This is a genomic window from Bradyrhizobium sp. CCBAU 11357, assembly GCF_028128865.1.
Taxonomy (GTDB): domain Bacteria; phylum Pseudomonadota; class Alphaproteobacteria; order Rhizobiales; family Xanthobacteraceae; genus Bradyrhizobium.
In genome coordinates this window covers 104,529-130,541 of the sequence record NZ_LBJW01000111.1, presented here as the reverse complement: position 1 = coordinate 130,541, position 26,013 = coordinate 104,529, and the positions used below count along the sequence as shown (strand labels likewise).

25 protein-coding genes are annotated in these 26,013 nt (G+C 65.3%); 9 read left to right on the top strand and 16 right to left on the bottom strand.

Going from position 1 to position 26,013, the window contains the following annotated elements; all coding sequences use genetic code 11:
* Window positions 1-72: 72 nt before the first annotated feature.
* Window positions 73-528, bottom strand: coding sequence for a cupin domain-containing protein (locus XI05_RS32705; RefSeq protein WP_172785086.1), 456 nt, complete (start codon window positions 526-528; stop codon window positions 73-75).
* Window positions 529-764: 236 nt separating this feature from the next.
* Between XI05_RS32705 and XI05_RS32700 the strand changes: the two genes are divergently transcribed.
* On the top strand, window positions 765-1,319 hold the full coding sequence (locus XI05_RS32700) for a hypothetical protein (RefSeq protein WP_271509600.1): 555 nt from the start codon (window positions 765-767) through the stop codon (window positions 1,317-1,319).
* A 181-nt stretch (window positions 1,320-1,500) separates the two neighbouring features.
* On the opposite strand, the gene XI05_RS32695 is transcribed toward XI05_RS32700, so the two are convergent.
* Together XI05_RS32695 and pcaB are read right to left on the bottom strand one after the other, a co-directional pair.
* Window positions 1,501-2,757 (bottom strand): aminopeptidase, encoded by a 1,257-nt coding sequence (locus XI05_RS32695; RefSeq protein WP_271509598.1) that lies wholly within the window; start codon window positions 2,755-2,757, stop codon window positions 1,501-1,503.
* A 113-nt stretch (window positions 2,758-2,870) separates the two neighbouring features.
* Window positions 2,871-4,232 carry a 3-carboxy-cis,cis-muconate cycloisomerase gene (gene pcaB, locus XI05_RS32690; RefSeq protein WP_271509595.1) on the bottom strand — a complete coding sequence of 454 codons (1,362 nt, stop codon included), beginning with the start codon at window positions 4,230-4,232 and terminating at the stop codon, window positions 2,871-2,873.
* Window positions 4,233-4,551: 319 nt separating this feature from the next.
* Here pcaB and XI05_RS32685 point away from each other — a divergent pair, with 319 nt between their 5' ends.
* Window positions 4,552-6,108: a winged helix-turn-helix domain-containing tetratricopeptide repeat protein gene (locus XI05_RS32685; protein ID WP_271509592.1), complete on the top strand. Its 1,557-nt coding sequence runs from the start codon at window positions 4,552-4,554 to the stop codon at window positions 6,106-6,108.
* 120 nt (window positions 6,109-6,228) lie between these two features.
* The gene (locus XI05_RS32680; protein WP_271509589.1) at window positions 6,229-7,809 is read left to right on the top strand and encodes a GMC family oxidoreductase; all 1,581 of its coding nucleotides are present in this window, start codon (window positions 6,229-6,231) and stop codon (window positions 7,807-7,809) included.
* A 3-nt stretch (window positions 7,810-7,812) separates the two neighbouring features.
* Here the strand turns inward: XI05_RS32680 and XI05_RS32675 are convergent, their stop codons facing one another.
* The 6 genes from XI05_RS32675 to XI05_RS32650 form a co-directional block, all read right to left on the bottom strand.
* Window positions 7,813-8,511, bottom strand: coding sequence for a hypothetical protein (locus tag XI05_RS32675; RefSeq protein WP_271509587.1), 699 nt, complete (start codon window positions 8,509-8,511; stop codon window positions 7,813-7,815).
* An 89-nt stretch (window positions 8,512-8,600) separates the two neighbouring features.
* A complete protein-coding gene (locus XI05_RS32670; protein ID WP_271509584.1) occupies window positions 8,601-9,314 on the bottom strand; it encodes a hypothetical protein in 714 nt (237 codons plus the stop codon).
* A gap of 132 nt (window positions 9,315-9,446) precedes the next feature.
* Complete coding sequence (locus tag XI05_RS32665) at window positions 9,447-9,695, bottom strand: hypothetical protein (RefSeq protein WP_172785094.1); 249 nt, start codon at window positions 9,693-9,695, stop codon at window positions 9,447-9,449.
* A gap of 141 nt (window positions 9,696-9,836) precedes the next feature.
* Entirely contained in the window at window positions 9,837-10,802 is a 966-nt protein-coding gene (locus XI05_RS32660) for an NAD(P)H-dependent flavin oxidoreductase (protein WP_271509581.1), read from the bottom strand.
* Window positions 10,803-11,250: 448 nt separating this feature from the next.
* On the bottom strand, window positions 11,251-12,024 hold the full coding sequence (locus tag XI05_RS32655; RefSeq protein WP_271509579.1) for a thioesterase family protein: 774 nt from the start codon (window positions 12,022-12,024) through the stop codon (window positions 11,251-11,253).
* A 148-nt stretch (window positions 12,025-12,172) separates the two neighbouring features.
* Window positions 12,173-13,141, bottom strand: a complete 969-nt coding sequence (locus tag XI05_RS32650; RefSeq protein WP_271509577.1) for an NAD(P)H-dependent flavin oxidoreductase — start codon at window positions 13,139-13,141, stop codon at window positions 12,173-12,175.
* A gap of 17 nt (window positions 13,142-13,158) precedes the next feature.
* Between XI05_RS32650 and XI05_RS32645 the strand changes: the two genes are divergently transcribed.
* Window positions 13,159-13,383: a hypothetical protein gene (locus XI05_RS32645; protein ID WP_271509575.1), complete on the top strand. Its 225-nt coding sequence runs from the start codon at window positions 13,159-13,161 to the stop codon at window positions 13,381-13,383.
* A 19-nt stretch (window positions 13,384-13,402) separates the two neighbouring features.
* Here XI05_RS32645 and XI05_RS32640 read toward each other — a convergent pair whose 3' ends face one another.
* From XI05_RS32640 to XI05_RS32620, 5 genes are all read right to left on the bottom strand, one after another.
* Window positions 13,403-14,803 carry an aspartate ammonia-lyase gene (locus XI05_RS32640; RefSeq protein ID WP_271509573.1) on the bottom strand — a complete coding sequence of 467 codons (1,401 nt, stop codon included), beginning with the start codon at window positions 14,801-14,803 and terminating at the stop codon, window positions 13,403-13,405.
* A 30-nt stretch (window positions 14,804-14,833) separates the two neighbouring features.
* A complete protein-coding gene (locus tag XI05_RS32635) occupies window positions 14,834-15,373 on the bottom strand; it encodes a hypothetical protein (protein WP_271509572.1) in 540 nt (179 codons plus the stop codon).
* 45 nt (window positions 15,374-15,418) lie between these two features.
* On the bottom strand, window positions 15,419-16,021 hold the full coding sequence (locus XI05_RS32630; protein ID WP_172785100.1) for a YqaA family protein: 603 nt from the start codon (window positions 16,019-16,021) through the stop codon (window positions 15,419-15,421).
* Between the two features lie 46 nt (window positions 16,022-16,067).
* On the bottom strand, window positions 16,068-16,472 hold the full coding sequence (gene hisE / locus XI05_RS32625; protein WP_057028251.1) for a phosphoribosyl-ATP diphosphatase: 405 nt from the start codon (window positions 16,470-16,472) through the stop codon (window positions 16,068-16,070).
* A gap of 118 nt (window positions 16,473-16,590) precedes the next feature.
* On the bottom strand, window positions 16,591-16,950 hold the full coding sequence (locus XI05_RS32620) for a hypothetical protein (protein ID WP_271509570.1): 360 nt from the start codon (window positions 16,948-16,950) through the stop codon (window positions 16,591-16,593).
* Window positions 16,951-17,176: 226 nt separating this feature from the next.
* Between XI05_RS32620 and XI05_RS32615 the strand changes: the two genes are divergently transcribed.
* The 5 genes from XI05_RS32615 (at window position 17,177) to XI05_RS32595 (ending at window position 24,409) form a co-directional block, all read left to right on the top strand.
* On the top strand, window positions 17,177-18,226 hold the full coding sequence (locus XI05_RS32615; protein ID WP_271509569.1) for an ABC transporter substrate-binding protein: 1,050 nt from the start codon (window positions 17,177-17,179) through the stop codon (window positions 18,224-18,226).
* A gap of 82 nt (window positions 18,227-18,308) precedes the next feature.
* Window positions 18,309-20,105, top strand: coding sequence for a glucan ABC transporter ATP-binding protein/ permease (locus tag XI05_RS32610; RefSeq protein WP_271509567.1), 1,797 nt, complete (start codon window positions 18,309-18,311; stop codon window positions 20,103-20,105).
* Window positions 20,106-20,296: 191 nt separating this feature from the next.
* A complete protein-coding gene (locus tag XI05_RS32605; protein WP_271509565.1) occupies window positions 20,297-21,784 on the top strand; it encodes a D-alanyl-D-alanine carboxypeptidase family protein in 1,488 nt (495 codons plus the stop codon).
* Between the two features lie 188 nt (window positions 21,785-21,972).
* Window positions 21,973-23,658, top strand: a complete 1,686-nt coding sequence (locus XI05_RS32600; protein WP_271509564.1) for a long-chain fatty acid--CoA ligase — start codon at window positions 21,973-21,975, stop codon at window positions 23,656-23,658.
* 265 nt (window positions 23,659-23,923) lie between these two features.
* Window positions 23,924-24,409 carry a peroxiredoxin gene (locus tag XI05_RS32595; protein ID WP_172785106.1) on the top strand — a complete coding sequence of 162 codons (486 nt, stop codon included), beginning with the start codon at window positions 23,924-23,926 and terminating at the stop codon, window positions 24,407-24,409.
* Between the two features lie 153 nt (window positions 24,410-24,562).
* Here the strand turns inward: XI05_RS32595 and rnhA are convergent, their stop codons facing one another.
* Window positions 24,563-25,027, bottom strand: a complete 465-nt coding sequence (gene rnhA, locus XI05_RS32590) for a ribonuclease HI (RefSeq protein WP_212254030.1) — start codon at window positions 25,025-25,027, stop codon at window positions 24,563-24,565.
* The gene (locus tag XI05_RS32585) at window positions 25,024-26,007 is read right to left on the bottom strand and encodes a homoserine kinase (protein WP_271509562.1); all 984 of its coding nucleotides are present in this window, start codon (window positions 26,005-26,007) and stop codon (window positions 25,024-25,026) included. The genes rnhA and XI05_RS32585 overlap by 4 nt, the downstream gene beginning before the upstream one ends.
* Window positions 26,008-26,013 lie beyond the last annotated feature (6 nt).

Here is a 26,013-nt window from a genome sequence, read left to right as displayed (position 1 = left end):
GGCCGGGACATTGATCCCGACCCCTCTTCGTCGTGGCCGCTGGGAAGCGTCCTTGAAACGCGCTTGCGAGCTCTAGCCGGCGCCCATCAACGAGGCCGGGCGGCGCTCGCCGGTGGGGGTGAAGATCTTCTTCAGCTTGTTGACGACGCGGATCAGGAAACCGATCATCACCGGATTGGTCTTGCGGCAGAAGGCGATCTTCTTGACGTGGCCTTCGACATGCCATTTGGCATGCGCGCCGTCGCGGAAGAAAATGACGTCGCCGGGGCCGTAGCGCTTGGGCGGCATCCCGTCGCTTTCGAGCACGATTGATCCTTCCATGATCATGATCGTCTCGTCGATGTCGTAGTACCAGTTGAAGCGGCCTTCGGTGCAATGCCAGATGATCGTCTGCGCGGTGCCGTCGGCGCTGGTCGACAGGACGCGCGAGCGGGATACCGGATTGCCCTCGATGATCCAGGACGGCTCGATCGGCCGCAGCTCGAGGTCGACATTGCAACTACCAATTTCAATCAATGCGCGCGACATCTGCTTCCCCAGGAGATATAATATGAATGACCGGGTCTCGGCCCGGATTGTTTCGAAAGAAGCTGGGACGCTAGTTGCCGGTTTTTAATTCTTTCTTACGCGGGGCTCGACAATCAGCCCTGAGTTGCAGCTGCGAAACGGTTAACGTCACGATTTCCTCTGCGAATTCGCACACATGAACCGATCCTGTCCGGGGTGCGACAAAGTGCGCAAAGTATTGGGAAGGAGCCGCACCGATGCCCCTCACGCCCGAGATTCTGACAGCCAACAGCGAGGTCGTCGCCAGGCTCCGCAGTCTCGATGTCTTCTTCGCGCCGGACGAGGAGCCCTGGTTCACCATCGACGGCGTCGAAGGTCCACGGCACATCGGCAGTGACGGCTCCGGCAGCGCGTTCGTGCTGCTGCCGTCGCAGACTGTGCTCTATGTGTCATCGGAGGGCCGCGCAGGCATCATCGCGGAGAGCTTTGAAGCATTCATCCAGCTCGTCCTCGCCCGCCCCTACTGGCGCGACATCCTCAAATTCTCCGGGGGCGGCGACCTTGCCGAAATGCGGCGCGCGGCGGATGCGCTGGAGGCGACGCTCGACGACGAGGACGAGCTCAACGAGGCCCGCGAAGACATCGGCGGCGCGCTCGCACTGCCGGGAGCGGACGATCCGATCGGCGCGCTCTACGAGGCGGTGGCGGCGTCCGACGCGATCGTGCGAGCCACCGACGGCAGCCCGTTCACGACGCTATTCAACCGCTTCAGCATCGACAACAACCCCACCCTGCGCAACGCGGCGGCGTGAGAGCGCGCTTCACGTGAGTCTACTGAAGTCTATAGGCCGATCCTTACCTCTCCCCAGCGGGGAGAGGTCGGATTGCGCAGCAATCCGGGTGAGGGGCCGCGGCGTTCGGTGAGACCGTAACCCCTCACCCGGATCGCATCTATCGATGCGATCCGACCTCTCCCTACGGGAGAGGTGAAGGCTACTTCGCCCATTCGCCCTTGCGGAAGACGGGCACCTTGCTGCCGTCGGCCAAGATGCCGTCGATGTCGGTCTCGGCCGAGCCGATCATCCAGTCGATATGGATCAGGCTCTGGTTGCCGCCTTGCGCCGCGATCTGCTGCGGCGTCAGATGGGCGCCGTTGACGAAGCATTTCGAATAGCATTGGCCGAGCGCGATGTGCGAGGCTGCGTTCTCGTCGAACAGCGTGTTGTAGAATAGCAGCCCGCTCTGCGAGATCGGAGAGGAATGCGGCACCAGCGCCACTTCGCCGAGGCGCCGCGCGCCCTCGTCGGTATCGAGCACCTTGTTCAGCACTTCGGCGCCGCGCGAGGCCTTGGCGTCGACGATCTTGCCGTCCTCGAACCGCACCGCGATGTTGTCGATCAGCGTGCCCTGGTAGGACAGCGGCTTCGAGCTCACGACATGGCCGTAGACGCGGCGGCAATGCGGCGTGGTGAAGACCTCTTCGGTCGGGATATTGGCGTTGCAGCTGATGCCATTCTTGGAGAGCGAGGCGCCGCCTTCCCATTCATGACCGTCGGCAAGACCAATGGTGAGGTCGGTGCCCGGCCCCGAATACTGCAGCGCGCGAAAACGCTGGCCGTTGAGCCAGTTGGTGCGCTCACGCAGCACCGCATTGTGGCTCGCCCAATTGCTGATCGCCTCCTCGCGATCGACCCGGGACGCCGCGAAGATCGCATCCGCGAGCTTGCCGATGGCGATGTCTTCCGGATCGTTCGGGAACACCTGCTTGGCCCAGGACGGACTCGGATAGGCAATGATGTTCCAGTTGGTGTCGAAATTGACGATCTTTTCCAGCGCGGGCTGGTAGGCCATCGAATTGGCCTTGCTGGCGCGCGCGACCTTGGAAGGATCCTCGCCCGACAGCAACATCGGGTTGTCGCCGACGATGGCGAGCCGCGCGGTGTTGTCCGAGAACGCCTTGGCCATGCCCTCGTAGAGCCAGCCGGCGGCACGATCGAAACTATCGTCGTGGCCGTGGCGGTAGCGCGCCAGCGTCATCTCCTCGTCCGACAGGATTGGCGTCACGAGGCCGGCGCCGGCCTTGTAGGCATGCACGGCGATCCGCCGCACCAGCGGCAGCGCGATCGCGGGCGCCGTCAGAAGCAGATCCTGTCCCGGCCGCAAGCCCAGGCCCACCTTCACCGCCACCTCGGCCAGCCGGTCGAGCTTCGCGGGATCGATGGGAGTGGAAGTATTGCGTTGGTCAGTCATACCGGGCCCTCTGCCGAAAGTCGCTCACTCAATTTAAGCCTAGCACCGCGAGACACAAGTATGCGAGCGTCTTGCGGCCTTGGAAAGATACGCGGTTTCACGCATTTTGGTTTTCAACGCGTTGCCGATTTCAGCACCCGGTCGACCATCGCCGGTGCAAGGCCGAGGTAATTTTTCGGTGAGGTGAGCGCCTCGATTGTGGCGCGACCGATGCGGCTCGATATCCGTGAATCTGCGGATAACGCATCAGCAAGGCTCATTCCCTTCTCGTTGGCCTGACGGCAGGCGTCATAAACCACGTCATGCGCCTCCTGCCGGCCGATCTGCGGGGCGAGGCCCATCATGACCGCTTCGGCCACAATCAGGCCGCGGCTGATGGCGAGATTGTCGTTCATCTTCGCCTCGTCCACGATGAGGCCTGCGAGCGCGAACTTCGCCTGGTGCAGCGCGCCGGCGGTCAGCAGGAAGCTCTCCGGGATCGCCATCCATTCGGCGTGCCAGGGACCGGTGGCGCGCTCGAAATCCTGCACCATGGCGTCGAGCATCAGGCCGGCGTGCTGACGCACCGCCTTGGAGGCCGCAAGCATCAGCTCCGAGGAGATCGGGTTGCGCTTCTGCGGCATGGTCGAGGAGGCACCGCGGCCCTTGACGAAGGGCTCGTAGACCTCGGCGAACTCGGTCGAGGCCATGATCATGATGTCGAGCGCGACCTTGCCGAGCGAGCCGGTGACAAGCGCGAGGAAATTCACGGCCTCGGCAAAGCCGTCGCGCGCGACGTGCCAGGTCGAGGCGGGAACGCCGAGCTTCAGCTCGGCACAGAGCGCCTCCTGCACCTCGAACCCCTTGTCGCCGAGCGAAGCCAGCGTGCCGGCCGCGCCGGCAAACTGGCCGACCAGCACGCGCGGCTTCAGCTGCGCCAGCCGCTCGGCGTGGCGGTCGAACATCGCAAGCCAGATCGCGGTCTTGTAGCCGAAGGTCACCGGCAGCGCCTGCTGCAGATGGGTACGGCCCGCCATCGCCGTGTCGCGATGGCGCTTCGACAGATCGGCGAGGATCTTGCGCAGCTCGGCGATGTCGCGCTCCACGATCTCGAGCGCAGCGCGCAGTTGCAGCACCACGGCGGTGTCCATGACGTCCTGCGTGGTGGCGCCCCAATGCACATAGCGGCCCGCCTCGCCGCATTGCTTCACCATCTGATGCACCAAAGGCAGGATCGGATAGCCGACGACATCGGTCTCTTGCCTCAGCAGATCGAAATCCAGCGCGGCAACGTCGGTCCGTGCTGCGATCGCTGCGGCCGCCTCCTGTGGGATCACACCGCACTTCGCCTCCGCCTTCGCCAGCGCCACCTCGACCTCGGCATAGCGCGCGACCGTCGCGACGTCGGAGAACACCTCGCGCATCTCGGGCGTGCCGAAGGCGTCGCGAAACAGCAGGGAGTCGAGCACGGTGGTGGCGGCGGGAAAAGCAGGCATGGCGTTTCTTCGTGGTTGGTGTTTTCTGTGAGCGGTAACTTACGCAGGCCACTCAATTCGGCAAAGGGCGTTCACCCTTCGCCACATCTATTGTCGGGGCATTGTGCCCAGGCACCTGAGGATGACGTTCGGCGAAGCAGATTTCGGTGCCCACGGCCGCAACATTCCAGTTGCGGTTGTATTCCCGTCAGAAAACGGCATGGCTGCCATCACGCGATTGCGATGAACCAAGCGCCCCCTTCGGCAGACACACGGTTTTCGACCCAAATTTCATTTTGTTTGTTTGCCCCGATTTCGCAATGAGGCCTGAGTTTTCGACGTGCAGTTTCTGTTCCAGGACCACCTTCTCGACACCGACCGGCGCGAGCTGAGCCGCGAGCAGGTTCCTATTGCCGTGGAACCGCAGGTTTTCGACCTCGTCGTCCACCTCATGCAGAACCGCGACAGGGTCGTCAGCAAGGACGAGCTGATCGACAAGATCTGGCACGGGCGCAGCGTCTCCGAATCCACCCTGACCAGCCGGATCAACGCGGCGCGCAAGGCGATCGGCGACAACGGCGTGAGCCAGTCGCTGATCCGCACCATCACGCGCAAGGGTTTTCGCTTCGTCGGCGATGTCCAGACACAAATCGGCGCGGTCGCGCCGGGGCCGGTCCGTATCAGCCCGCCCCAGGCGGCCTTCGCGCTGCCCGAGCGGCCCGCGATCGCCGTGCTGCCCTTCACCAATATGAGCGGCGAGGCCGAGCAGGATTATTTCTCCGACGGCATCAGCGAGGACATCATCACCGCGCTGTCGAAGCTGCGCTGGTTCTTCGTCGTCGCGCGCAACTCCTCCTTCGTCTACAAGGGCCGCGCCGTGCACATCCACGAGGTCGCGCGGGAGCTCGGGGTGCGCTACGTGGTCGAAGGCAGCGTGCGGCGGAGCGGCGAGCGGGTGCGTATCTCGGCCCAGCTCAACGACGTCTCGACCGGCAGCCATCTCTGGGCCGAACGCTACGACCGCGAGCTCGCCGACATCTTCGCCGTGCAGGACGAGATCACGGAAGCAATCGTCGCCGCGATCGAGCCGCAGCTCTACGCCGCCGAAAGCTTCCGGGCCCAGCAGAAACCGCCGGGCAGCCTGGATGCGTGGGACCTCGTGATGCGCGCGCTGTCGCATTATTGGCGCATCACCCGCGAGGACAATGCAGCCGCCCAAAAGCTGCTGGAAGAAGCCGTCGCGGTCGATCCAGCCTATGGCAAGGCGCTCGGCCTGCTCGCGACCAGCCATATCTTCGGCGCGCATATGGGCTGGGCCGACATGGCCGCCACCGTGCCGGTCGCGGAGCGTGCGGCGCTCGCGGCGGTGGAGGCCGATCGCGAGGATGCCTGGGCCCATCACGGCCTTGCTTACACCTACCTGTTCCGCCGTCGCTTCGACGACGCGCTGGCCGAATTCGAGCTGGCCTTGCAGCTCAATCCGAATTTCGCGATGGCGCATGCCTTCCACGGCGTGACGCTGTGCTATGCCGGGCGTTGGCAGGACGGCGATGCCGCCGCCCGCCGCGCGCTGCGGCTGAGCCCGCGCGACCCGCTCGCGGCGATCTATTGCGGGGTTGCGGCCTATGCCCGGTTCGTCGGCCATGACTACGGGGGCGCCGTGCAGATGGCTCGGGAATCGATGCGCCAGCGCGGAGATTTCGTCGGTGCGCACCGCGTGCTGACGGCGGCTGCCGGCATGCTCGACGATCCGGCCCTGGCGGCATCCGCCCTGGAAGGCCTGCGCCGCACCCAGCCCGAGGTTTCGCTTGCCTGGATCACGCGCGAGCTGCCCATGCTGCGGGAAGAGGATCGCACGCATTACCTCCAAGGCTTGCGCCGTGCGGGCATGACGTAGGGCAACATGCCGACGGCGTAACCTCCCCCTGTGGATGGGAGAGGAATTGCAGTGTGCCGATCCGCAAAGCACGAAACTTGCAAGCACTCCGCGACGTGAATGATCGCGGAGCGCTCGTCTATGTACGACACCATCATCGTGGGCGCCGGCTCGGCCGGCTGTGTACTGGCCAATCGGTTGTCGGCCGATCCAAATCGCAAGGTTCTGGTGCTGGAGGCCGGTCGCGCTGCCCCGCCCGCCTCGGACATTCCGTCCGACTGGCCGACGATGTTCAATACGGCGGTCGATTGGGGGTTTCATACCGAGCCGCAAGCAGGCTGCCGCGGACGACGCATCTTCTGGCCGCGCGGCAAGATGGTCGGCGGCTCCGGCGCGATGAATGCGATGATTTATATCCGCGGCCTGCCGTCGGATTACGATGCATGGGCGCGGGCGGGCTGCGCAGGCTGGGCCTGGAGCGACGTGCTGCCGAAATTCATCGCCTTCGAGAACAATGCCCGCTTCGTCGACGATCCCTTCCACGGCACCAGCGGGCCGCTGCACGTCGCCGACGTCCCTTTCGTCGATCCCAACGAATTGAAATGGCTGGAGGCAGCCCAGGCCGCAGGCCTTCCGCACAACCCCGATTTCAACGGCGCCGCCCAGGAAGGCGCCGGCTTCTTCCAGTTCGTCATCAGGGACGGCGAGCGCTTCGGCACCGGCAAGGCCTATCTGCGCCCGGCGCTGGCGCGTCCCAATCTCGTCCTGAAGACCGGCGCACGCGTCACGCGCATCATCATCGAGCGCGGCCGCGCGATCGGCGTGACCTTTCTCGACAATGGTGAACTGAAGAGCGTCTTCGCTACCACCGAGATCGTGCTCGCCTCCGGCGCCATTGGCTCGGCACAACAACTCCTGCTGTCAGGCGTCGGCCCGGCTGACGAATTGAAGGCGGTCGGCGTCGACGTCCTGCATGAGCTGCCCGGCGTCGGCAAGGATCTCCAGGACCACATCAACATTCCCATCACCTTCTACACCAAGGAGAGGATCGGCGTCGGCGCCTGGACCGACGAAAGTCTCGCGGCGAGCCTTGCAGAGTGGCAGGCGCATCGCAGCGGTCCGCGCACCTCGCCCTGGGTCGCCGCCGGCGCCCATGTGCGCAGCCGCCCCGACGTCGAGCCCGATCTCCAGCTCTATGGCGCGATCAGCCCGCACCGCGACTATGTCCGCTTCCTGTCGTCCAGGCCGGGCATCACCCTGCACGCGACCTTGCAGCGACCGAAGAGCCGCGGCGAGATCACGCTGCGCTCGTCCGATCCGATCGAAGACCCCGCGATCGACCCCGGCTATTTCGCGTCGGACCCGAACGGCAGCGACATCGCGACCATGATCGAAGGCGTGCGCATCAACCGACGCATCGCCGCGCAATCACCGCTCAAGGAGATGATCGACACCGAGGTCACGCCGAGCGCGGAGGCGATCAGCGATGCCGAGATCGCCGATTATATCCGCGGCCATTGCACGACGCTCTATCATGCCGCCTCGACCTGCCGGATGGGCATGGACGACCTCGCCGTCGTCGACCCCAAACGATTGCAGGTGCGCGGCATCGATGGTCTGCATGTCGCCGATGCCTCGGTGATCCCGATCATGATCTCAGGAAATATCCAGACGCCGACGATCTTGATTGCCGAATGCGCCGCGGCGGCGATCCTGGGCTAGACGCTAATCGTCGTCAGGCCCGAACAGCTTGATCTGGGGGAAGCCGCCACGCGGCCGGCTCGCGACATCGCGCGCATCCGAATCCTCGCGGATATTGCGTGCGACGTCATCCCAATCGGTGCGGTCGCGCATGCCGCGCGGCTCGCGGGACTCGTAATAATAGCGGCGCTCGGCCCAGCGCTCGCGACGCTCGGCTCGGCGCCGTTCGGACGCCGCGCGCTTCACGTCGGAATCCCTCGCCTTGGCATAGGCGTTGCTCGAGGAGGACGACGGCTCCGTCGCAGCCTGCTGCTCGGCAGGCTTTGCGGCCAGTGGCGACGATGCAGGGGCGGGCTTGGGCGGCTCCTTGGGCGGCTCGACGGCGGCGGCCTGCGAGGGCTGCGGCGCCGCCGGCCCAGCATTCGCCTGCGTCGCTTGCGTGTCGGGCTTTGCGGCTTCAGGCTTTGCTTCGGCCTGCGCGGGCGCTGCGATCATCGCGCCGAAGGCTTGCGAGCCGGTGAGATAGTTCACGCGCTCGGAGGGAGCGTTCGTCGTCGCCGGAGCTGATGTCGCCATGCGCTGCGCCACCTTGCTGGTGTCCGGCCCCTGCTTGGACGCCACGGGATTCATGATGTTACCGGCAACGATACCGCCACCGAGACCAATGGCGATGGCCGCGATGATGGTTCCGGCACCGACAAAATAGGCTGTCGAGGCGCGCATTCATCCACTCCCTCTTTTGGAGCGGGCAACGCGTGGGGATTGCCAGATGTTCCTGATGGCCGCGGCTCCTCGACAAGGAACCGCGCGGTTCAGATCTGCTGTGCGACCTTTTCGAGCCCGATCAGGCGGGCGAGCTTGCGCACTTCTTCCTTCTGGTCGTCGCGAAGCTGGAACAACAGCGGCATCGCGGCCGACTTCAGCTGCTGCACCTCGTCGCAATTCGGATCGATCTGCGCGCTGGGCGGCGCATTCGGATTCGACAGCCTGTTCGCCTGCATCCTGCGGGCAACGTTGCGCAGCGCGGTCTCGACCGAGGGCCAGTAATATTCCTGCGACGAGGAGAGTTTCAGGCGATCCCTGATGCCCGCGATCTGCACGTCGGACAGCAGCGAATAGGATTTTTGCGGCTGCGGCTTGGCGACGACTTTCGGCTTGGCCGGAACTTCGACGGCCGGAACCTCGGCAGTAGCAGGCGCCTCGTGCGCGCTCGCCTTCGGCATCGGGAAATCGGAGGGCGTGGCGGCGGCGAAGGCCTGACGCAGCGGCTCGGTCAGGACCGGTGCCTGCGCCAGCTTGTCGGCGGCGACCTGGACCGGCTCGATCGCGGCCGAGGCCAGTGCGAGCGTCGGAACCAGGCGGTCGGCCTTGGCGGCGCGGTTGGTCGCGAGCGGCTTGGGCGGGGGCGTCGCGGCGATCATCTCGGCGCTGACGCTGGGAACGCTGTCGCGGCCGAGGATGGCGGCTGTGGCGGCGCCGAGGACGAGGAAACAGGTCAGCGCGACGATGGTGATGGCTTTGGACAAACGTCTCTCCGCGTCCGACTTCAAGTCCACGTGATCACTGCCCGGTAACTGGGCGATAATTAAGGCTGAACCGTGCCAATGCGGCGGCAATCGCGCGGACTACGGCGACATCGCCCGGAAATCCCAACGAAATCAGGCCGCCGCCGCAAGATCATAGGCGTCCTGGATGTCGGCCACGATCTCCGAGGCCTCCCAGACTGCACGCGGCTCGACCGATTGCAGCGTCACCGTCCAATTGCCGCCGCGGCGGGTCTGGGGGACGCTGACGATGTCGAAGCGGACGTTGCGGCACAGGGGGTGGCGGGCCAGTGCGTGGGCGACGCGGACGCGGATCTCGTCCATGGTCGCAGCCGTCTTGCTGTTGAGATAATTGAAGTCCATCGCCTGTCCTCTCGTCCTGATTGGCGGCCACGAGGGGGATTCTTGGCTGGCGATGGTTAATCCGCCGTTAAGTGGGGCGGACTGGAGGCATGCGGGATTAACCGTGTGCGATGCACCGGCGTTCTTTGGAGAGGCGAAGACCTACCGCCCACCCGCCCGGTGATATTCCGCGACGGTCCGCGCGACGAGATCGTCGACCGCGAGCACCTCGGTGACACCAGAGGTCGAATGCCCGCCGCTCCAGACGTCGCGCCAGCGCTTGGGACGGCTTTCGCGCGCGGCGACGTCGATATCCTCAGTGATATCGATCGCGCCGCGCGCCGGCAGATCGTCGGGATCGAGCCCGGCGACCATAATGGACGGCCTCAGCATGCTGGTCTGAAGTCCCGTGAACGCGGTGGTGAGCAAGATGTCGTCGGCGCTGCTCTCGACCAGCATCTGCTTGTGACGCTCGTCGGCCATGCTCTCGCGCGTTGCGATGAACTTGGTGCCCATATAGGCGAGATCGCAGCCGAGCACTTCTGCCGCGTGCAGCGCGCAGCCGTCGCCGATGCCGCCGGCGAGCACGATGATGCCGTCATAGAACGCGCGCACCGCGCGGACGAAAGCGAACGGGTTGAGCCAGCCGGTCTGCCCGCCCGCGCCCGCGGTGAGCAGCACCAGCCCGTCGGCGCCTGCTTCTGCCGCGCGTTCGGCATGGCGAATGGAACCGACGTCCGCCAGCACCAGCGCCCCGGCGTCGTGCAGCGGCTTCAACACGGGCGCGGGCGAGCCGACCGATGTGATGACGATCTCCGGCCTGTGCCGCAGCAGCACGGCAAGATCCTGCTCCAGCCGCGCATTGGAGCGGTGCACGATCAGATTCGGACAAAGCGGCGCGGCCTTGCGGCCGGCCTGATCTTCGTACCGGCGCAAGCGCGTCTCGATCGCGGTCAGCCATTCATCGAGCTGGTCCGCGCCACGGCAATTCGCCGTGGGGAAGCTGCCGATCACCCCGTTGCGGCAGGCCGCGACCATGAGCTCGACGCCTGAGACCAGAAACATCGGCGCCGCGATCAGCGGCAGCGCGAGACGATCGCGGAAGCGTTGCAGTCGATCCGATGGCATGCGTGCCTCCCTCTCGCGGGCGTTTCGTGTCCTCCCGCAGTCTCTGTGCCAGCGTCGTCCCCGGCTTGTGGCAAAGGTGCTGCGCGCCGGCTTCTGGAGCGGGCAGTACCGGATGGTAGAGCAAATACTCCGGAATTCTACAGTGTCATTGTTGCTCCGGCACCACAGCACGCAACGGAGTCTACGGCGACGATGCCCGCGCAATTGCCGGCGAATCAGGGAATCAACTAGACCGCTGACGGGGCTGGGGAAGCGGAGAGTGAAATGAGAGTCGCTTCCCTGGAAAGTGCGGTCGCCGCGATTACGTTGATCACGGCTATCATCGTGGTGCTGTGGGGGATCAAGATCTTCTACGGTGTGTGAACTGGCAGGATGCCGAGCATCCCTTCCGCGGCGGCGGAAGCCTGCCGTTCATTCGGAAGGAGCGATCGCGGCCCCGCCGTCACGCTCACCGCTTCTCGATCACCAGACTCTGCACCGCGCGCCCGAAATAGCCCTGACGGTCGGCGAGGCGCGACATCGCAAGGCCCGCGCCGTCGGGGCCGATCCAGGAATCGCCGTCGAGCAGGATCCACTCGCCGACCGGCTGGCGCGCAAAGCTCACGGTGAGGTCGGCGTTGATGTAGGTCCAGGCGCGAAAGTCGAGCGTCGAGGCGGTGCCGTTGGAGAAGTCGGCAGCGACCACGGCGCGCATCGCCTGCGAGATGGCCTCGCCTTCGATCAGCGGATGGTCGACGCGAAACCAGATCGCACCGGCGCCGGCCTGGCCGAAGCGGCCGCGCGCGGCGCGCATCGAGACCGATCGCACGAACGGGCTGGTGGCGGCGTGACCGTCCTCGACCAATGATTCCTCCGGCGCGGGCAACGTGACTGGCAGCTCCTCGACCTCGTCCGGCAGCGTCAGCTCCTGGCGCCTGATCTTCAGCACGGTGGCGCCGACCACCTGCACGCCATCGGCGAGCAGCTTGATTCCGCAGAGCTGGATCTTGCGGCCCTCGCGCAAGACCTCGGTCGCGATCGTGAGCGGCGCCACCGGCACCGGGCGCATCAGATCGATGGTCACGCGCGCGACGTCCATCGGCGCCGCTGTCGGGATGCGCTCAGCCGCCCACGTCACCAGCGATGCCGGTGCCGAGCCGTGCTGCATGCGCCGGTCCCAGGGGCCGGCCGCATCGGGGCTGGTGACGACGTTGTTGCCGTCGACGCGGTAGATGGGGTGCATCGTTTCAATCGGTCTCAGTTGACGTTCCCCGGACGCTGCGCAGCGCGTAGCGGTGCGCTGCTGATCCGGGGTCCATGCGTTGCGGCGGTGGGTCCCGGCTCTGCGCGGCAGCGTTGCACGCTGCAGCGCGTCCGGGACACGAGAGCGATCACAGCGGCGGATCGATCGCTTCGTCGTATTCCTTCTTGAAGCGCGCGATCAGCTCGGCGGCGGGCACGATGCCCTCGACGCTGCCGATGCCCTGGCCGCTTCCCCAGATCTCCTTCCAGGCCTTCGGCTTGGCGCGCTCGCCTGAGGCGTCGGTGCCGAAGTTCATCTTGGAGGGATCGGACGTCGGCAGGTTTTCCGGGTCCATGCCTGCGGCCAGGATCGAAGGCTTCAGATAATTGCCGTGCACGCCGGTGAAGAGGTTGGAATAGACGATGTCGTCGGCGCTCGCGCCGGCGATCATCTCCTTGTACTTCTCGACCGCATTGGCCTCCTTGGTCGCGATGAAGGCCGAGCCGATATAGGCGAAGTCGGCCCCCAAGACGCGCGCGGCGCGGATCGCCTTGCCGTTGCCGATCGCGCCCGACAGCGCGATCGGGCCGTCGAACCACTTGCGCGTCTCGGCCACGAAGGCCAGCGGCGAGATGGTGCCGGCATGGCCGCCGGCGCCGGCCGCGACCAGGATCAAACCGTCGGCCCCCTTCTCGATCGCCTTGTGCGCGAATTTCTGGTTGATCACGTCGTGGAAGACGATGCCGCCCCAGCCGTGCACGGCCTGGTTCAGCTCCTCGCGGGCGCCGAGCGAGGAGATGATCATCGGCACCTTGTACTTGGCGCAGAGCTGCATGTCGTGATCGAGCCGGTTGTTCGACTTGTGCACGATCTGGTTCACCGCGAACGGCGCCGACGGCCTGTCGGGATGGGCGCGGTCATGGGCCGCGAGCTCTTCGGTGATCCGCGCCAGCCATTCGTCGAGCAGCGCGGGCGGCCGCGCATTCAGCGCCGGAAACGAGCCGACCACACCCGCCTTGCACTGCGCGATCACGAGATCGGGCACCGAGATGATGAAGAGCGGCGAGCCGATCACGGGGATCGACAGGCGCCCCTTGAACAAGGCAGGCATGGACATTGCGGAACGATCCTTTGTTGGCCGGTCGAATTGAAAGCTGGGAGCCATACCAACAAGGCAATCTTTCCACGGTCAAGTATTGCGTTTTGGCGCCGTGGCGGATGCCGCTGCCGCAATTCCAAGCAGCGGAATTCCTCTCCGTCATTCCGGGGCGCGCGAAGCGCGAGCCCGGAATCCATTTCCCTATTCGCGCTGAGGCGCGATGGATTCCGGGCTCGACGCTGCGCGTCGCCCCGGAATGACGAGAGGAGAGACCGTCGCCTACCCGATCAAATCCGGATTGATCAGCCGCTCGAACGAGAACATCTCGTCCCACTTCTCCTGCGTCAGCAGCTTGCGCTCGGCCACGACGATCTGGTGCAGCGACTTGCCGCTCTTGTAGCCTTCGCGCGCGATCTCGGCGCATTGCTTGTAGCCGAGCAGCGGCTTCAGCACGGTGACGATGCCGAGCGAGTTCAGCACCATGTTGCGGGTGTGCTCCTCGTTGGCGGTGATGCCGACGACGCAATTCTCGCGCAGGCTGTTGACCGCGCGCTCCATGGTGCGGATCGAGAAGAACAGCGCGAACGAGATCACCGGCTCCATCACGTTGAGCTGAAGCTGGCCGGCGCTTGCCGCCAGCGTCACCGTCGTATCGAGGCCGATCACGAGGAAGCTGGTCTGGTTGACGACCTCGGGAATGACCGGATTGACCTTGCCCGGCATGATCGAGGAGCCCGGCTGAAGCTGCGGCAGGTTGATCTCGTTCAAGCCGGCGCGCGGGCCGGAGGCGAGCAGGCGGATGTCGTTGCAGATCTTCGTCAGCTTGCTCGCGGTGCGCTTCAGCACGCCGGAGAGCTGCACATAGGCGCCGGTGTCGGAGGTCGCCTCCACGAGATCGCCGGCTAGGATGAAATCGACACCCGTGAGCGCGCTGAGGTGGCGGACGGCGAGCTTGGGATAACCGACCGCCGCCGTGACGGAGGTGCCGATCGCGGTGGCGCCGAGATTGATCTCGCGCAGCAGCGCGCGCGCTTCCGAGATACGGTCGACCTCCTCGCCGATCGTGGTGCCCCAGCCCCGGAATTCCGCGCCGAGCGACATCGGCACCGCATCCTGCAGATGCGTGCGCCCCATCTTCAGCACCCGGTCGAACTCGCGCCCCTTGGCGAAAAAGGCTTCCTGGAGCTGGCGTAGCGCCGTCATGTAGCTCTCGAGCCGCAGGATCAGGGCGAGGCGAAAGGCGGTCGGATAGGTGTCGTTGGTGGACTGGCCGTAATTGACGTGATCGTTCGGACTGACGTGCTGGTAGTCGCCCTTGTTGAACCCGAGCGATTCCAGCGCGAGGTTGGCGATCACCTCGTTGGCGTTCATGTTGGTCGAGGTGCCGGCGCCGCCCTGGATGAAGTCGGTGACGAACTGGTCCATCATGTCGCCGGCTATGACGCGGTCGCAGCCGAGGATGATGGCGTCCGCGACCTTGGCGTCGATCGCGCCGAGATCGCGGTTGGCCATCGCGGCGGCCTTCTTGACGTAACCGAGCGCCTTCACGAAGTAAGGCTCCTGGTTCATCGGAATGCCGGTGATGTGGAAGTTCTCCTTACCCCGGATGGTCTGGACGCCGTAATAGATGTCGTCGGCGATCTCACGCTGTCCGAGGAAGTCCTGCTCCGTGCGGCTCATGGGCGCTCCTTGGTTCTCGCGCGAGGGCCTTCAGTTCTGGCACAGCGCGCTGGTCACGAAAGTGTCGGTGCGGCAGTCGTCCGGCTTACGTTGCCGGCCGGGGATCAGGACCTTGGCGGAGCATTTTTCCGCGGAATCGGCGTTCAGGCTCTTGCCTTCCTTGTAGCCCTTGCCCTGGCAGAGCTGGTCGGCCGCCTGCTTGCAGTCGGGCGCGCCGTTCGCAGAGACCGGGCAGATCACGCGCCCCGACACCATGGTCGAGGGCTTGGCCAGCCGCGACAGGTCGTTCATGGTTTCGCTGGGGCTTTTGATCGGCGGCAGGATCGAGGGCAGCTTGTCGAACAGCTTGCCCATTTCGTTGATCAGCCCGGGATTCTCCTCAGCTGCCGGCGGCGCCGATGGAGCGGGCGTCGACGGCGGCGGGGCGGCCTGCGCCCCCTGCTCCCGAAGGCCGAGCGTCGGCAGGGCGGATTGCGGCCGGGCTGTTCCGCCGGCAGCGAGAAGGAGCAGCAACGCAGCTGACATCAGCGTCCCAGACCGTGCGGCCGGATTGCCGGATCGAACCATCATGACGGCAACCGTAACCGAAGCCAGCGCGGCGGCAAAGCCGCCGCCCTAGATCAGCTTGACCGCAATGACGAAGCCGAGCACCAGCACCGCGGCCCCGATCGCAACCCAGAGACCGAGATGCTTCTCGATCCGAACCCGGATCCAGTCGCCATAGCGGTTGAGCAGGATCGCGACGACGAAGAAGCGCCCGCCGCGCGCGACGATCGAGCACAGGATGAACAGGATGATGTTGTAGCCGGCAAAGCCCGAGGTGATGGTGACGAGCTTGTAGGGGATCGGCGTCAATCCCTTGAGCAGGATGATCACCGCCCCCCATTCGGCATAGGAGGCCCTGAAGGCGTCGACCTTGTCACCGAGGCCGTAGACCTGGATCAGCCATTGGCCGACCGAGTCGAACAGCAGCGCGCCGATGGCATAGCCGACGACGCCGCCGATCACCGAGGTGATGGTACAGACCGTTGCATACACCCAGGCGCGCTGCGGGCGCGCCAGCGACATCGGGATCAGCATCACATCCGGCGGGACCGGAAAGAAGGAGCTTTCGGCGAAAGACACGATGCCCATGATCCAGAGCGCGTAGGGCTTGTGGGCGGCGTCGATGCACCAGTCGTAGATACGTTTCAGCATGGCGCCGCGATGAAGCACCATGGGACGGATTTGTCCATCGCCAGTTTTTAAGCGATTTGTGACGTTTCTAGTGGCGCTTGCGCGCGGCGCGGCCGTCAAGCGCGACAATAGGCCGCCGCGAGGCCATGCGCGGTGACGCGACTTTGGGCAATTTCGCCGGCGACTTCGGCAGTTTCTCGGCAATTCCGAGCATGTCCTCCCGCCGCGTCATTTCCCGCCAGACGTCCTCAGGGCGTACTCCGGCCGAAGCCCACAGCACGGTGAGATTGTAGAGCAGGTCGGCGCTTTCCCGGATCACGGCCTCACTGTCGCCATTGACCGCGTCGATGACGACCTCGATGGCTTCTTCGGCCAGTTTCTTCGCCATTTTTGAGGGCCCACGCTGAAACAGCCGGGCTGTGCGCGATGTTGCCGGATCAAGATCTCTGGCCGCGAGCACAGCCAGATATAGCCGCTCAAGCGAATCACTCATGGTACTCAAAACTACTCGAAACAAATGGCCGGCGTGTTAACACGCGGCAATATAAGCAAAAAACAAGCCGCCGCGGCAAGCGCGACGGCCTGTTCGCCGATGACGTATGGCCGATCGGTTAATAGCAGCTATAGCCGGAATAGCCGTGGGCGCAGGGGTTTTTGTAGCCGCCATAGGTGTAGCGGTTGCCCGAGTCGTAATAATAGGGACCATAGCCGGGGCCGCTGTAATAGGCCGGGCCGCCCTCGTAATAGTAAACCGGACCCGGATCATAGGCGTAGGCATTGCGGCTGGCTGCGATCGCGAGGCCGGTCGCGGCCAGGCCGAACATCGCAGCAGCGGCGGCGCCGCCACCACCGCCATGCCAATGACGACCGCCCGCGTAAGAGGCGCTGGGGGCAGCGGCGGTCAGGGCCACCACGGCAGCCGTGGCAAGAACGGCCTTGCGGCCGACGAACTTCGAAAAGCTGTCAAACATGATCTGGACCCTCCTTGGGACCTCTGATTGTGCCTGACGACAGGCTGATGTCTGTCAAACACTCGCCCCCTAAGTAGGTTCCCCAACCCCAACACAAGCTGAACGAGGTTGCGTAACGATGCCGCAAGCCCGCTCATCCGCCGTTCATGTTCGCGCGCGCACGCTCGTCGCGGGCCGGCGCTGCAAGCCGTCACGAAACCATAACAATGCGGGGCCGGCGCGACCGATGTCCGGATTCAAGACGATCGCCCTTCAGTGCCTGCTGGCCCTTGCAATCTCGTTCGCCGCATTGAGTGTGCGCAAGGCCATTGCGGCCGAGAGCGGCACCCCCTCGACTGCCCTCCACTTCACCTTCGACCGTCCGATCGATGCGAGCATGGCGCCGTTCTTCCTTGCGGCGAAGGACGGCAGGTTCGGCGCCGAGCGTCTCAACGTCTCCTTCAACAGCGCGAGCGGATCGCCGGAGGCGCTCGCACGCATCGCCAAAGGCGACAGCGAGCTTGCGCTCGTCGACATCAACGAGCTGATCCGCTTTCGTGACAAGGACGACGCGGCGCCGGTCAAGGCCGTGTTCGTGCTGTTCGACCGCGCGCCTTACGCGATCGTCGCGCGCAGGAGCCGCGGTGTCCGCGTCCTGCCCGATCTCGACGGCAAGACCGTCGGCGTTGCCGACGGCGATCTATCGATGCGGCTGTGGCCGGCACTGGCGCAGCAGAACGGCATCACGGCATCGCACGTCAAATTCCACAAGATCGGCGCCGCGGTGCGCGAGCCGATCCTGTCCGCAGGACAAGTCGATGCCGTCGCCGGCTTCAGCTACCTCTCGGCGGTGAACCTGCGCGATCGCGGCGTGCCTGAAGCCGATCTCGTCGTGCTGCGCTACGCCGACTACGGCTGCGAAGCCTACGGCTTTGCCGTGGTGGCCAACCCCGGCTTCGCCGCGTTGAAGCCGGATGCCGTGAGGGGCTTCGTCCGCGCCTTGATCGCGGGCATCAAAGCGACGGCCAGGGAGCCGGCGCGGGCGGCGGAGGAGGCCGCGAGCCGCATCGACGACGGCGACCGCATTCTGGAGCTGGAGCGCCTGCACGCCGTCCTTGCCGACAACATCCTGACCGACGAGGTCAAGCGCAAGGGTCTCGGCGGCATCGAGCCGGCGCGCCTGGAGCGCTCGATCGATCAGATCGCGCAGGACTTCAAATTCCGCAAACGGCCGAGGGCTCGCGACGTCTTCGACGACCAGTTCCTGCCGCCGCTGGCAGAGCGGCTGATCAACTGAGCAAAACTGCAAGCTTGCGCTGTATCTCGCGGCGGTCCCTGCTTAGAATGTGGGCTCCCTCGTCGCCGAGTCCCTCGCCCACATGTCCATTCTCCGTCTCTACACCCGCGTTCTCGAGCTGCTCGGCAAGGAGGCGCGGCTCGGCTGGGTGCTCGCGGTCGCCAACCTCCTGCTGGCGGGATCGCAGTTCGCCGAGCCGGTGCTGTTCGGCCGGATCGTCGACGTACTCTCGGGCAAGGCCGTGGCCGGCTCGAGCTCGGCCTGGCCGTTCCTGGCCGCCTGGGTCGCGTTCGGGCTGTTCACCATCGTCTGCAGCGCGCTGGTGGCCTTGCAGGCCGACCGGCTCTCGCATCGCCAGCGCCAGGCGGTGCTGACCGATTATTTCGAGCACATCCTGCAGCTGCCGTTGACCTTCCACTCCGGCACCCATTCCGGCCGGCTGATGAAGGTCATGCTCAACGGCACGGACGCGCTGTGGCGGCTGTGGCTCGGCTTCTTCCGCGAGCATTTTGCCGCGATCCTTTCGGTCCTGGTGCTGCTGCCGCTGTCGCTCTACCTGAACTGGCGGCTGGCGATCCTCTTGTTCGTGCTCTGCATCGTCTTCACTGGCCTGACCACCTTCGTTGTGCGCAAGACCTTCGGCATGCAGATGGAGGTCGAGGAGCATTACAGCGAGCTCTCCGCGCGCGCGTCGGACGCGCTCGGCAACGTCGCGCTGGTGCAGAGCTTCGTGCGCGTCGAATCCGAGGTCAAAGGACTGCGCTCGGTCGCCGACGAGCTGCTGGCCGCGCAGATGCCGGTGCTGTCGTGGTGGGCGCTGGTCACGGTGATCACGCGCGCGTCCACCACCATCACGGTGCTGGCGATCTTCACCCTCGGTATCGCGCTGCACGACCAGGGCCTGACCTCGGTCGGCGAGATCGTGATGTTCGTGAGCTTCGCGACGCTGCTGATCCAGAAGCTCGAGCAGGTGGTGAGCTTCATCAACAGCGTGTTCATGGAAGCCCCGCGCCTGCGCGAGTTCTTCAATGTGCTCGACGCCGTGCCCGCGGTGCACGACCGGCCCGACGCAATCGATGCCGGCAGGCTGTCGGGCCTCGTCGAGTTCAACGACGTCACGTTCTCCTATGACGGCAAGCGGCCGGCGATCGAGGACCTCACCTTCACCGCGCTGCCGGGCCAAACCATTGCCCTGGTCGGCCCAACTGGCGCCGGCAAGTCGACCGCGATTGCGCTCCTGCATCGCGCCTTCGATCCGCAATCCGGCGTCATCAAGATCGACGGCATGGACGTGCGCGGCGTCACGCTGACCTCGCTGCGGCGGAACATCGGCGTGGTGTTCCAGGAAGCACTGCTGTTCAACCGCTCGATCGCGGAGAATCTGCGCGTCGGCAAGCCGGATGCGACCGAGGCCGAGATGCGCAAGGCGGCGGAGCGCGCGCAGGCGCTGGAATTCATCGAGCGCAGCGGCGGTTTCGAGACCAATGCCGGCGAGCGCGGCCGCATGCTCTCCGGCGGCGAACGGCAGCGGCTGTCGATCGCCCGCGCCCTGCTGAAGGACCCGCCGATCCTGATCCTGGACGAGGCGACCTCCGCGCTCGACGCCGTCACCGAGGTGAAGGTGAATGCCGCTCTCGACGAAGTGATGAGGGGCCGCACCACCTTCGTGATCGCCCATCGCCTCTCCACCATCCGCAACGCCACCCGGATCCTGGTGTTCGAGAATGGACGCGTGATCGAAACCGGAACTTTCGATGAACTCGTGGCCAAAGGCGGCCATTTTGCCGAGATGGCCAAGGCCCAGTTCATGGTGCAGGAGAACGCACGGGCCAGCGTGACGGCCGCCGAGGCTGCCGCGACAGCTGCCAAATCCCCCTAGCAAGTCCCGAGAGGACCGTCGAAATTCGGCCTACTTCGTTGCGGAATACCCGCCCGAAGCCCCTATTCTCGACGCACCAGCCGGTATAGGTTTGCGACGCCGCAAGCGGCGGCGCTGGATTTCAGAACCGACAATCAGATCACGAGAACCGACCCTCTCGGGCGCGGATCTCCAAGGACCGGAATCGGATAGTGCACGCCCTTCGCCCGCTGCTTCGCAAATCCCTGTTCAACCTGGTCGCTGCGACCCTCGCCTGTGCCGCGTTGCTCGCACCGCGCGCGGCGGACGCCGAAGCGCTCCTGCTGATCGAGGCCGACAGCGGCAAGGTGTTGCAGGCCGAAAACGCGACCATTCCCTGGTATCCGGCCTCCGTCACCAAGATCATGACAGCCTATGTGACGCTGAAGGCGGTCAAGGACGGCAGGCTGACGCTCGACACGCTGCTCACGGTGTCGCCGACCGCGGCCTCGCAATCGCCCTCGAAGATGGGGTTCCGCCCGGGAACGCAGGTCACCGTCGACAACGCGCTGAAGATGATGATGGTCAAGTCGGCGAACGACATGGCCGTGGTGCTCGCCGAAGGCGTCGGCGGCTCGGTCGACGGCTTCTCCGCGGTGATGAACGACACCGCGAGGAAGCTCGGCATGACGCAGACGAGCTACGTCAATCCGAACGGCCTGCCCGCCGAAGGCCAGGTCACCTCGGCGCGCGACCTCGGCATTCTGGCGCGCTCGTTCCTGCGCGACCTGCCGGAATACGAGTACTTCGTGCACATCCCGGCGATCCGCTTCGGCAAGCGCGTCACCGGCAATTTCAACAAGCTGATCGGCCGCTATCCCGGCGCCGATGGGTTCAAGACCGGCTTCATCTGCGCCTCCGGCTACAACCTTGTCGCCTCGGCCACGCGCAACGGCCGCCGGCTGATCGCGGTGGTGCTCGGCGCCAATTCCGGCACGGCGCGCGCGGTGAAGGCGGCGCAGCTGCTGGAGCGCGGCTTCGCTCAGGACAACCTCACCTGGCTGCGCCCCTCGCTCGGCACCGTCGACAATCTCGTGCCGGTCGATGCCACGCCGCCGAACCTGCGCGACGAGATGTGCGGACCCAACCGCAAGCGGCCGGCCAGCGACGACGACGATGCGCTGATTGCGGCCAATGGCGGCGCGACCGGATCCGCCTCCGCCACCGGCGGCGCCGCCCAGTTCACCTTCTTCACGGCCGGCCTGCAGCCGCCGCTGATGAAGGCTTCCGAGCTGATGGCCTCGGCCCCCGCGGCCACAGAGCCCGTGCAGGTCTATACCGGCCCGACCCGCACCGGCACGGCCCTGATCGCCGCGGTCGCGGCCGATGCCGACCAGCAGGCCGCGTCCAAGCCGCGTGGCAAGAAGTCGCGCGTCGCCAAGAAGCCGGATGCCGCCGACAAGCCCAAAGACAGCAACAAGGACGCCGGTACGAAGACCGCGGCGGCGAAGCCCGACGCCAAGCAGGCTGACGGCAGGGGCGACGGCAAAACCGCAGCCAAACCGGCCGCTGCCAAGCCGGCCGGCGCCAAGCATGCTGCGGCCAAGCCCGATGCGGCCAAACCTGCCGAGAGGCCTGCAAGCGGCGATCAGGCCGCCAAGCCCGCCAAGCCCAAGGCTGCGAAGCCGGCCGCTGCCGCCAAGCCGGCGAACAACAGTTAACGCCTCCCGGATTGAGCCAGCCCGCGCTTCGCACCTGCGGCAGCGCGGTTTTGCGACGATTCCAGTAGCGACACCCCGACCTTTGCCCTAAGCCACGATGGCTTGCCACCCGTTCCGGCAAGCTGGATACTGGCGGCAACGAGGCAAGCCCGAGGACAACGGGCCCTGGTCAATGAGGGGAGTCTTCCATGGAGCGCATCTGGCTCAAGCAATATCCGCCCGGCGTGCCCGCCGATATCGAGCCGACGCAATACGCATCGCTGGTCGACCTGCTGGAGGAGAGCTTCACCAAGTTCGCCGACCGCAAGGCGTTCATCTGCATGGACAAGTCGATCAGCTATCGCGACCTCGACCAGATGTCGGTCGCGCTCGCCGCGTACTTGCAAGGCCGCGGGCTGCAGCGCGGCGCGCGTGTCGCCATCATGATGCCGAACGTGCTGCAATATCCGGTCGCAACCGCCGCCGTGCTGCGCGCCGGTTTCGCGGTGGTCAACGTCAACCCGCTCTATACCCCGCGCGAGCTCGAGCACCAGCTCAAGGATTCCGGCGCCGAAGCCATCATCGTGTTGGAGAACTTCGCTCACACCGTCGAGCAGGTGATCGCGAGAACGCAGGTGAAGCACGTCATCGTCGCCAGCATGGGCGACCTGCTCGGCTTCAAGGGCGTGATCGTCAACCTCGTCGTCCGCCGGGTCAAGAAGATGGTCCCGGCCTGGTCGCTGCCAGGCTCGGTCTCCTTCAACGACGCGCTATCCGCCGGCCGCGGCATGACGTTCAACAAGCCGAAGCTGTCGCCGGGTGACGTCGCCTTCCTGCAATATACCGGCGGCACCACCGGCGTCTCCAAGGGCGCCACGCTGCTTCATCGCAACATCGTCGCGAACGTCCTGCAGAACGACGCCTGGCTGCAGCCGGCGCTCAATGCGCCGCCGCATGTCGAGCAGCTCATGATCGTCTGCGCGCTGCCGCTCTATCACATCTTCGCGCTGACGGCCTGTTATCTGCTTGCGGTGCGCGCCGGCGGCTGCAACCTGCTGATCCCGAACCCGCGCGACATCCCCGGCTTCGTCAAGGAGCTGGCGAAATACCAGGTCAACAGCTTCCCGGCCGTGAACACGCTCTACAACGGCTTGATGCACCATCCCGACTTCAAGAAGCTCGACTTCTCCAAGCTGAAGATCTCCAACGGCGGCGGCATGGCGGTGCAGCGCCCCGTGGCCGACCAATGGAAGGCGATCACCGGCTGCTTCATCGCCGAAGGCTACGGCCTGTCGGAGACCTCGCCGACGCTGACCTGCAACCCGGCGACGGCAACCGAGTTCACCGGGACGATCGGCATCCCGGTGCCCTCGACCTACATCTCGATCCGCGACGATGACGGCAACGAAGTCCCGCTCGGCCAGGCCGGCGAGATCTGCGCCAAGGGCCCGCAGGTGATGTCCGGCTACTGGAACAGGCCGGAGGAGACCGCCAAGGTGATGACCGCGGACGGCTTTTTCCGCACCGGCGACATCGGCGTGCTGGACGAGAAGGGCTACACCAAGATCGTCGACCGCAAGAAGGACATGATCCTGGTCTCGGGCTTCAACGTCTATCCGAACGAGATCGAGGAAGTGATCGCGAGCCATCCGGGCGTGCTCGAATGCGCCGTGATCGGCATCCCCGATTCCAAGTCCGGCGAAGCGGTGAAGGCCTTCGTCGTGAAGAAGGACCCGAACCTCACCGCCGAAGCCGTGATCAAGTTCTGTCACGAGCAGCTCACCGGCTACAAGGTGCCCAAGCACATCGAATTCCGCAACGACCTGCCGAAGACCAATGTCGGCAAGATCCTGCGCCGGCAGCTCCGCGACGAGAAGAAGGCGGAAGCGGCTTAAAGGCGCGCCTCTCGGCTTGATGGGGCGCGCCCAGCGCCCCATCGTCATTGCGAGCGTAGCGACTTGTCCGCCGAAGCCTTTGGCGAAGGCGGAAGCAATCCAGAGTTATTTCCGCAGAGACAGTCTGGATTGCTTCGTCGCAAGAGCTCCTCGCAATGACGAGAAAATTGCGACCGTCGCCTCATCACAGCGCGGTGAAGCCGTTTCCCTCCGGCGGTAAAATGCTCTAGAACAGCCCCCGGCCCATTTCCATGGAGAAACGACGATGGCGATCCAGATTGGCGACAAGCTGCCCGAGGCGAAATTCCGCGTGATGACGGCGGAAGGCCCGCAGGTGAAGACCACCGACGACGTCTTCAAGGGCAAGAAGGTGGCGCTGTTCGCGGTGCCCGGCGCCTATACCGGCACCTGCCACAAGATGCATCTGCCGAGCATCTTCCTCAACGCCTATGCCATGAAGGACAAGGGCGTCGACACCATCGCCATCGTCTCGGTCAACGACGCCTTCGTCATGAACGCCTGGAAGCGCGACACCGACCAGCGCGACGAGGCGATCTTCCTCGCCGACGGCAATGCCGACTTCACCAAGGCGATCGGCATGGAGCTGGACGCCTCCGCCAACGGCCTCGGCATCCGCTCCAAGCGCTATTCGATGCTGATCGAGGACGGCGTGGTCAAGAAGCTGAACCTCGAGGCAATGCCCGGCAAAGTCGAGGTGTCGGGCGGCGATACGCTGCTCGGGCAGCTGTGAGCCTAGCTCCTAGCCACATATGAAACTGTCATGCCCCGCGAAAGCGGGGCATCCAGTACGCCGAAGCCTCTCGGCTGATACAAGCGTCTCGGAGTACTGGATCGCCCGGTCAAGCCGGGCGATGACAGTTGAGAATGAGGCGACGACAGCCCCCTACTCCCTCACCCGCTGCTGCAACCGCGCCATGGCGATACCGTCGCGAGCGAGCTGATCGGCGCGCTCGTTCTCGGGGTGGCCAGCGTGGCCCTTGACCCAATGCCAGCGGACTTCGTGCTGCTTCAGCGCGGCGTCGAGGCGTTGCCATAGCTCGACGTTCTTCACCGGCTTCTTGTCGGCGGTGCGCCAGCCGTTGCGCTTCCAGCCGAAGATCCAGCCGGTGATGCCCTGCCGGACATACTGGCTGTCGGTATAGAGATCGACCGTGCACGGCCTCTTCAACGCTTCGAGCGCCGAGATCGCCGCCATCAATTCCATCTGGTTGTTGGTGGTGTGCGGCTGGCCGCCGTTCAGCTCCTTCTCCTTGTCGCCGAACTTCAGGATCGCGCCCCAGCCGCCCGGCCCGGGATTTCCCGAGCAAGCGCCGTCGGTATAGATCGTGACATTGGGAAGCTCGCTCACGCCACCAGCCCCGACGGCGTCAGCCCGTAGTCGCGCACGCTCGTAACACTCTGGTGGAAGCGCAGCTTGCGAACATATTCCAGCGGGTCCTTCGGCTTGACCAGCGCGCCCGGCGGCACGTTGAGCCAGTCGACCAGCCGCGTCAGCAGGAAGCGGATGGCGGCGCCGCGCGCCAACAGCGGCAGCGCGGCCTCTTCGGCTTCGCTCAGCTGGCGCACGCGGCCATAGGCGTTGAGGAAGGCGCGCGCCTTGGTGACGTTGAAGGAATGATCCGGCTCGAAGCACCAGGCGTTGAGGCAGATCGCGACGTCATAGGCCAGCATGTCGTAGCAGGCGAAGGTGAAGTCGATGATCCCCGAGAGCTTGTCGCCGAGGAAGAAGACGTTGTCGTTGAAGAGGTCGGCATGGATCACGCCTTCGGGCAGGTTGCTCGGCCAGATCCCGCTCGAGAGATGCTCGAGCTCGGCGGCGAGGAAGGCGCGCAGCCCCGGCTGCACCTCGTCGGCACGGTTCGAAGCCGCATCGAACAGCGGCCGCCAGCCCGCGACCGACAGCGCATTGGCGCGCCGAACCGCGAAATTGGCGCCGGCCAGATGCATCCGGGCCAGCCCCTCGCCGACCCCGGCGCAATGGGTCGCGTTCGGCTTGCGCGGCCAGACGCCTTCGAGAAAGGTGATGATCGCGGCGGGCCGGCCTGCGAGCTCGCGCAACGTCTCGCCGTCGCGTCCCCGCACGGGCAGCGGACAATTGACGCCGTGCTCGGCGAGGTGCGTCATCAGTCCGAGGAAGAACGGCAGATCGTTCTTCGCCACGCGCTTTTCGTAGAGCGTGAGGATGAACGAGCCTTTGCTCGTGTGCAGCAGGAAGTTGGAGTTTTCGACGCCCTCGGCGATGCCCTTGTAGGAGAGCAATTCGCCGAGATCGTATTGCTTCAGGAAATCCGCAAGCTCGTCGGCGGCGACGTCGGTGTAGACCGCCATAAAGGT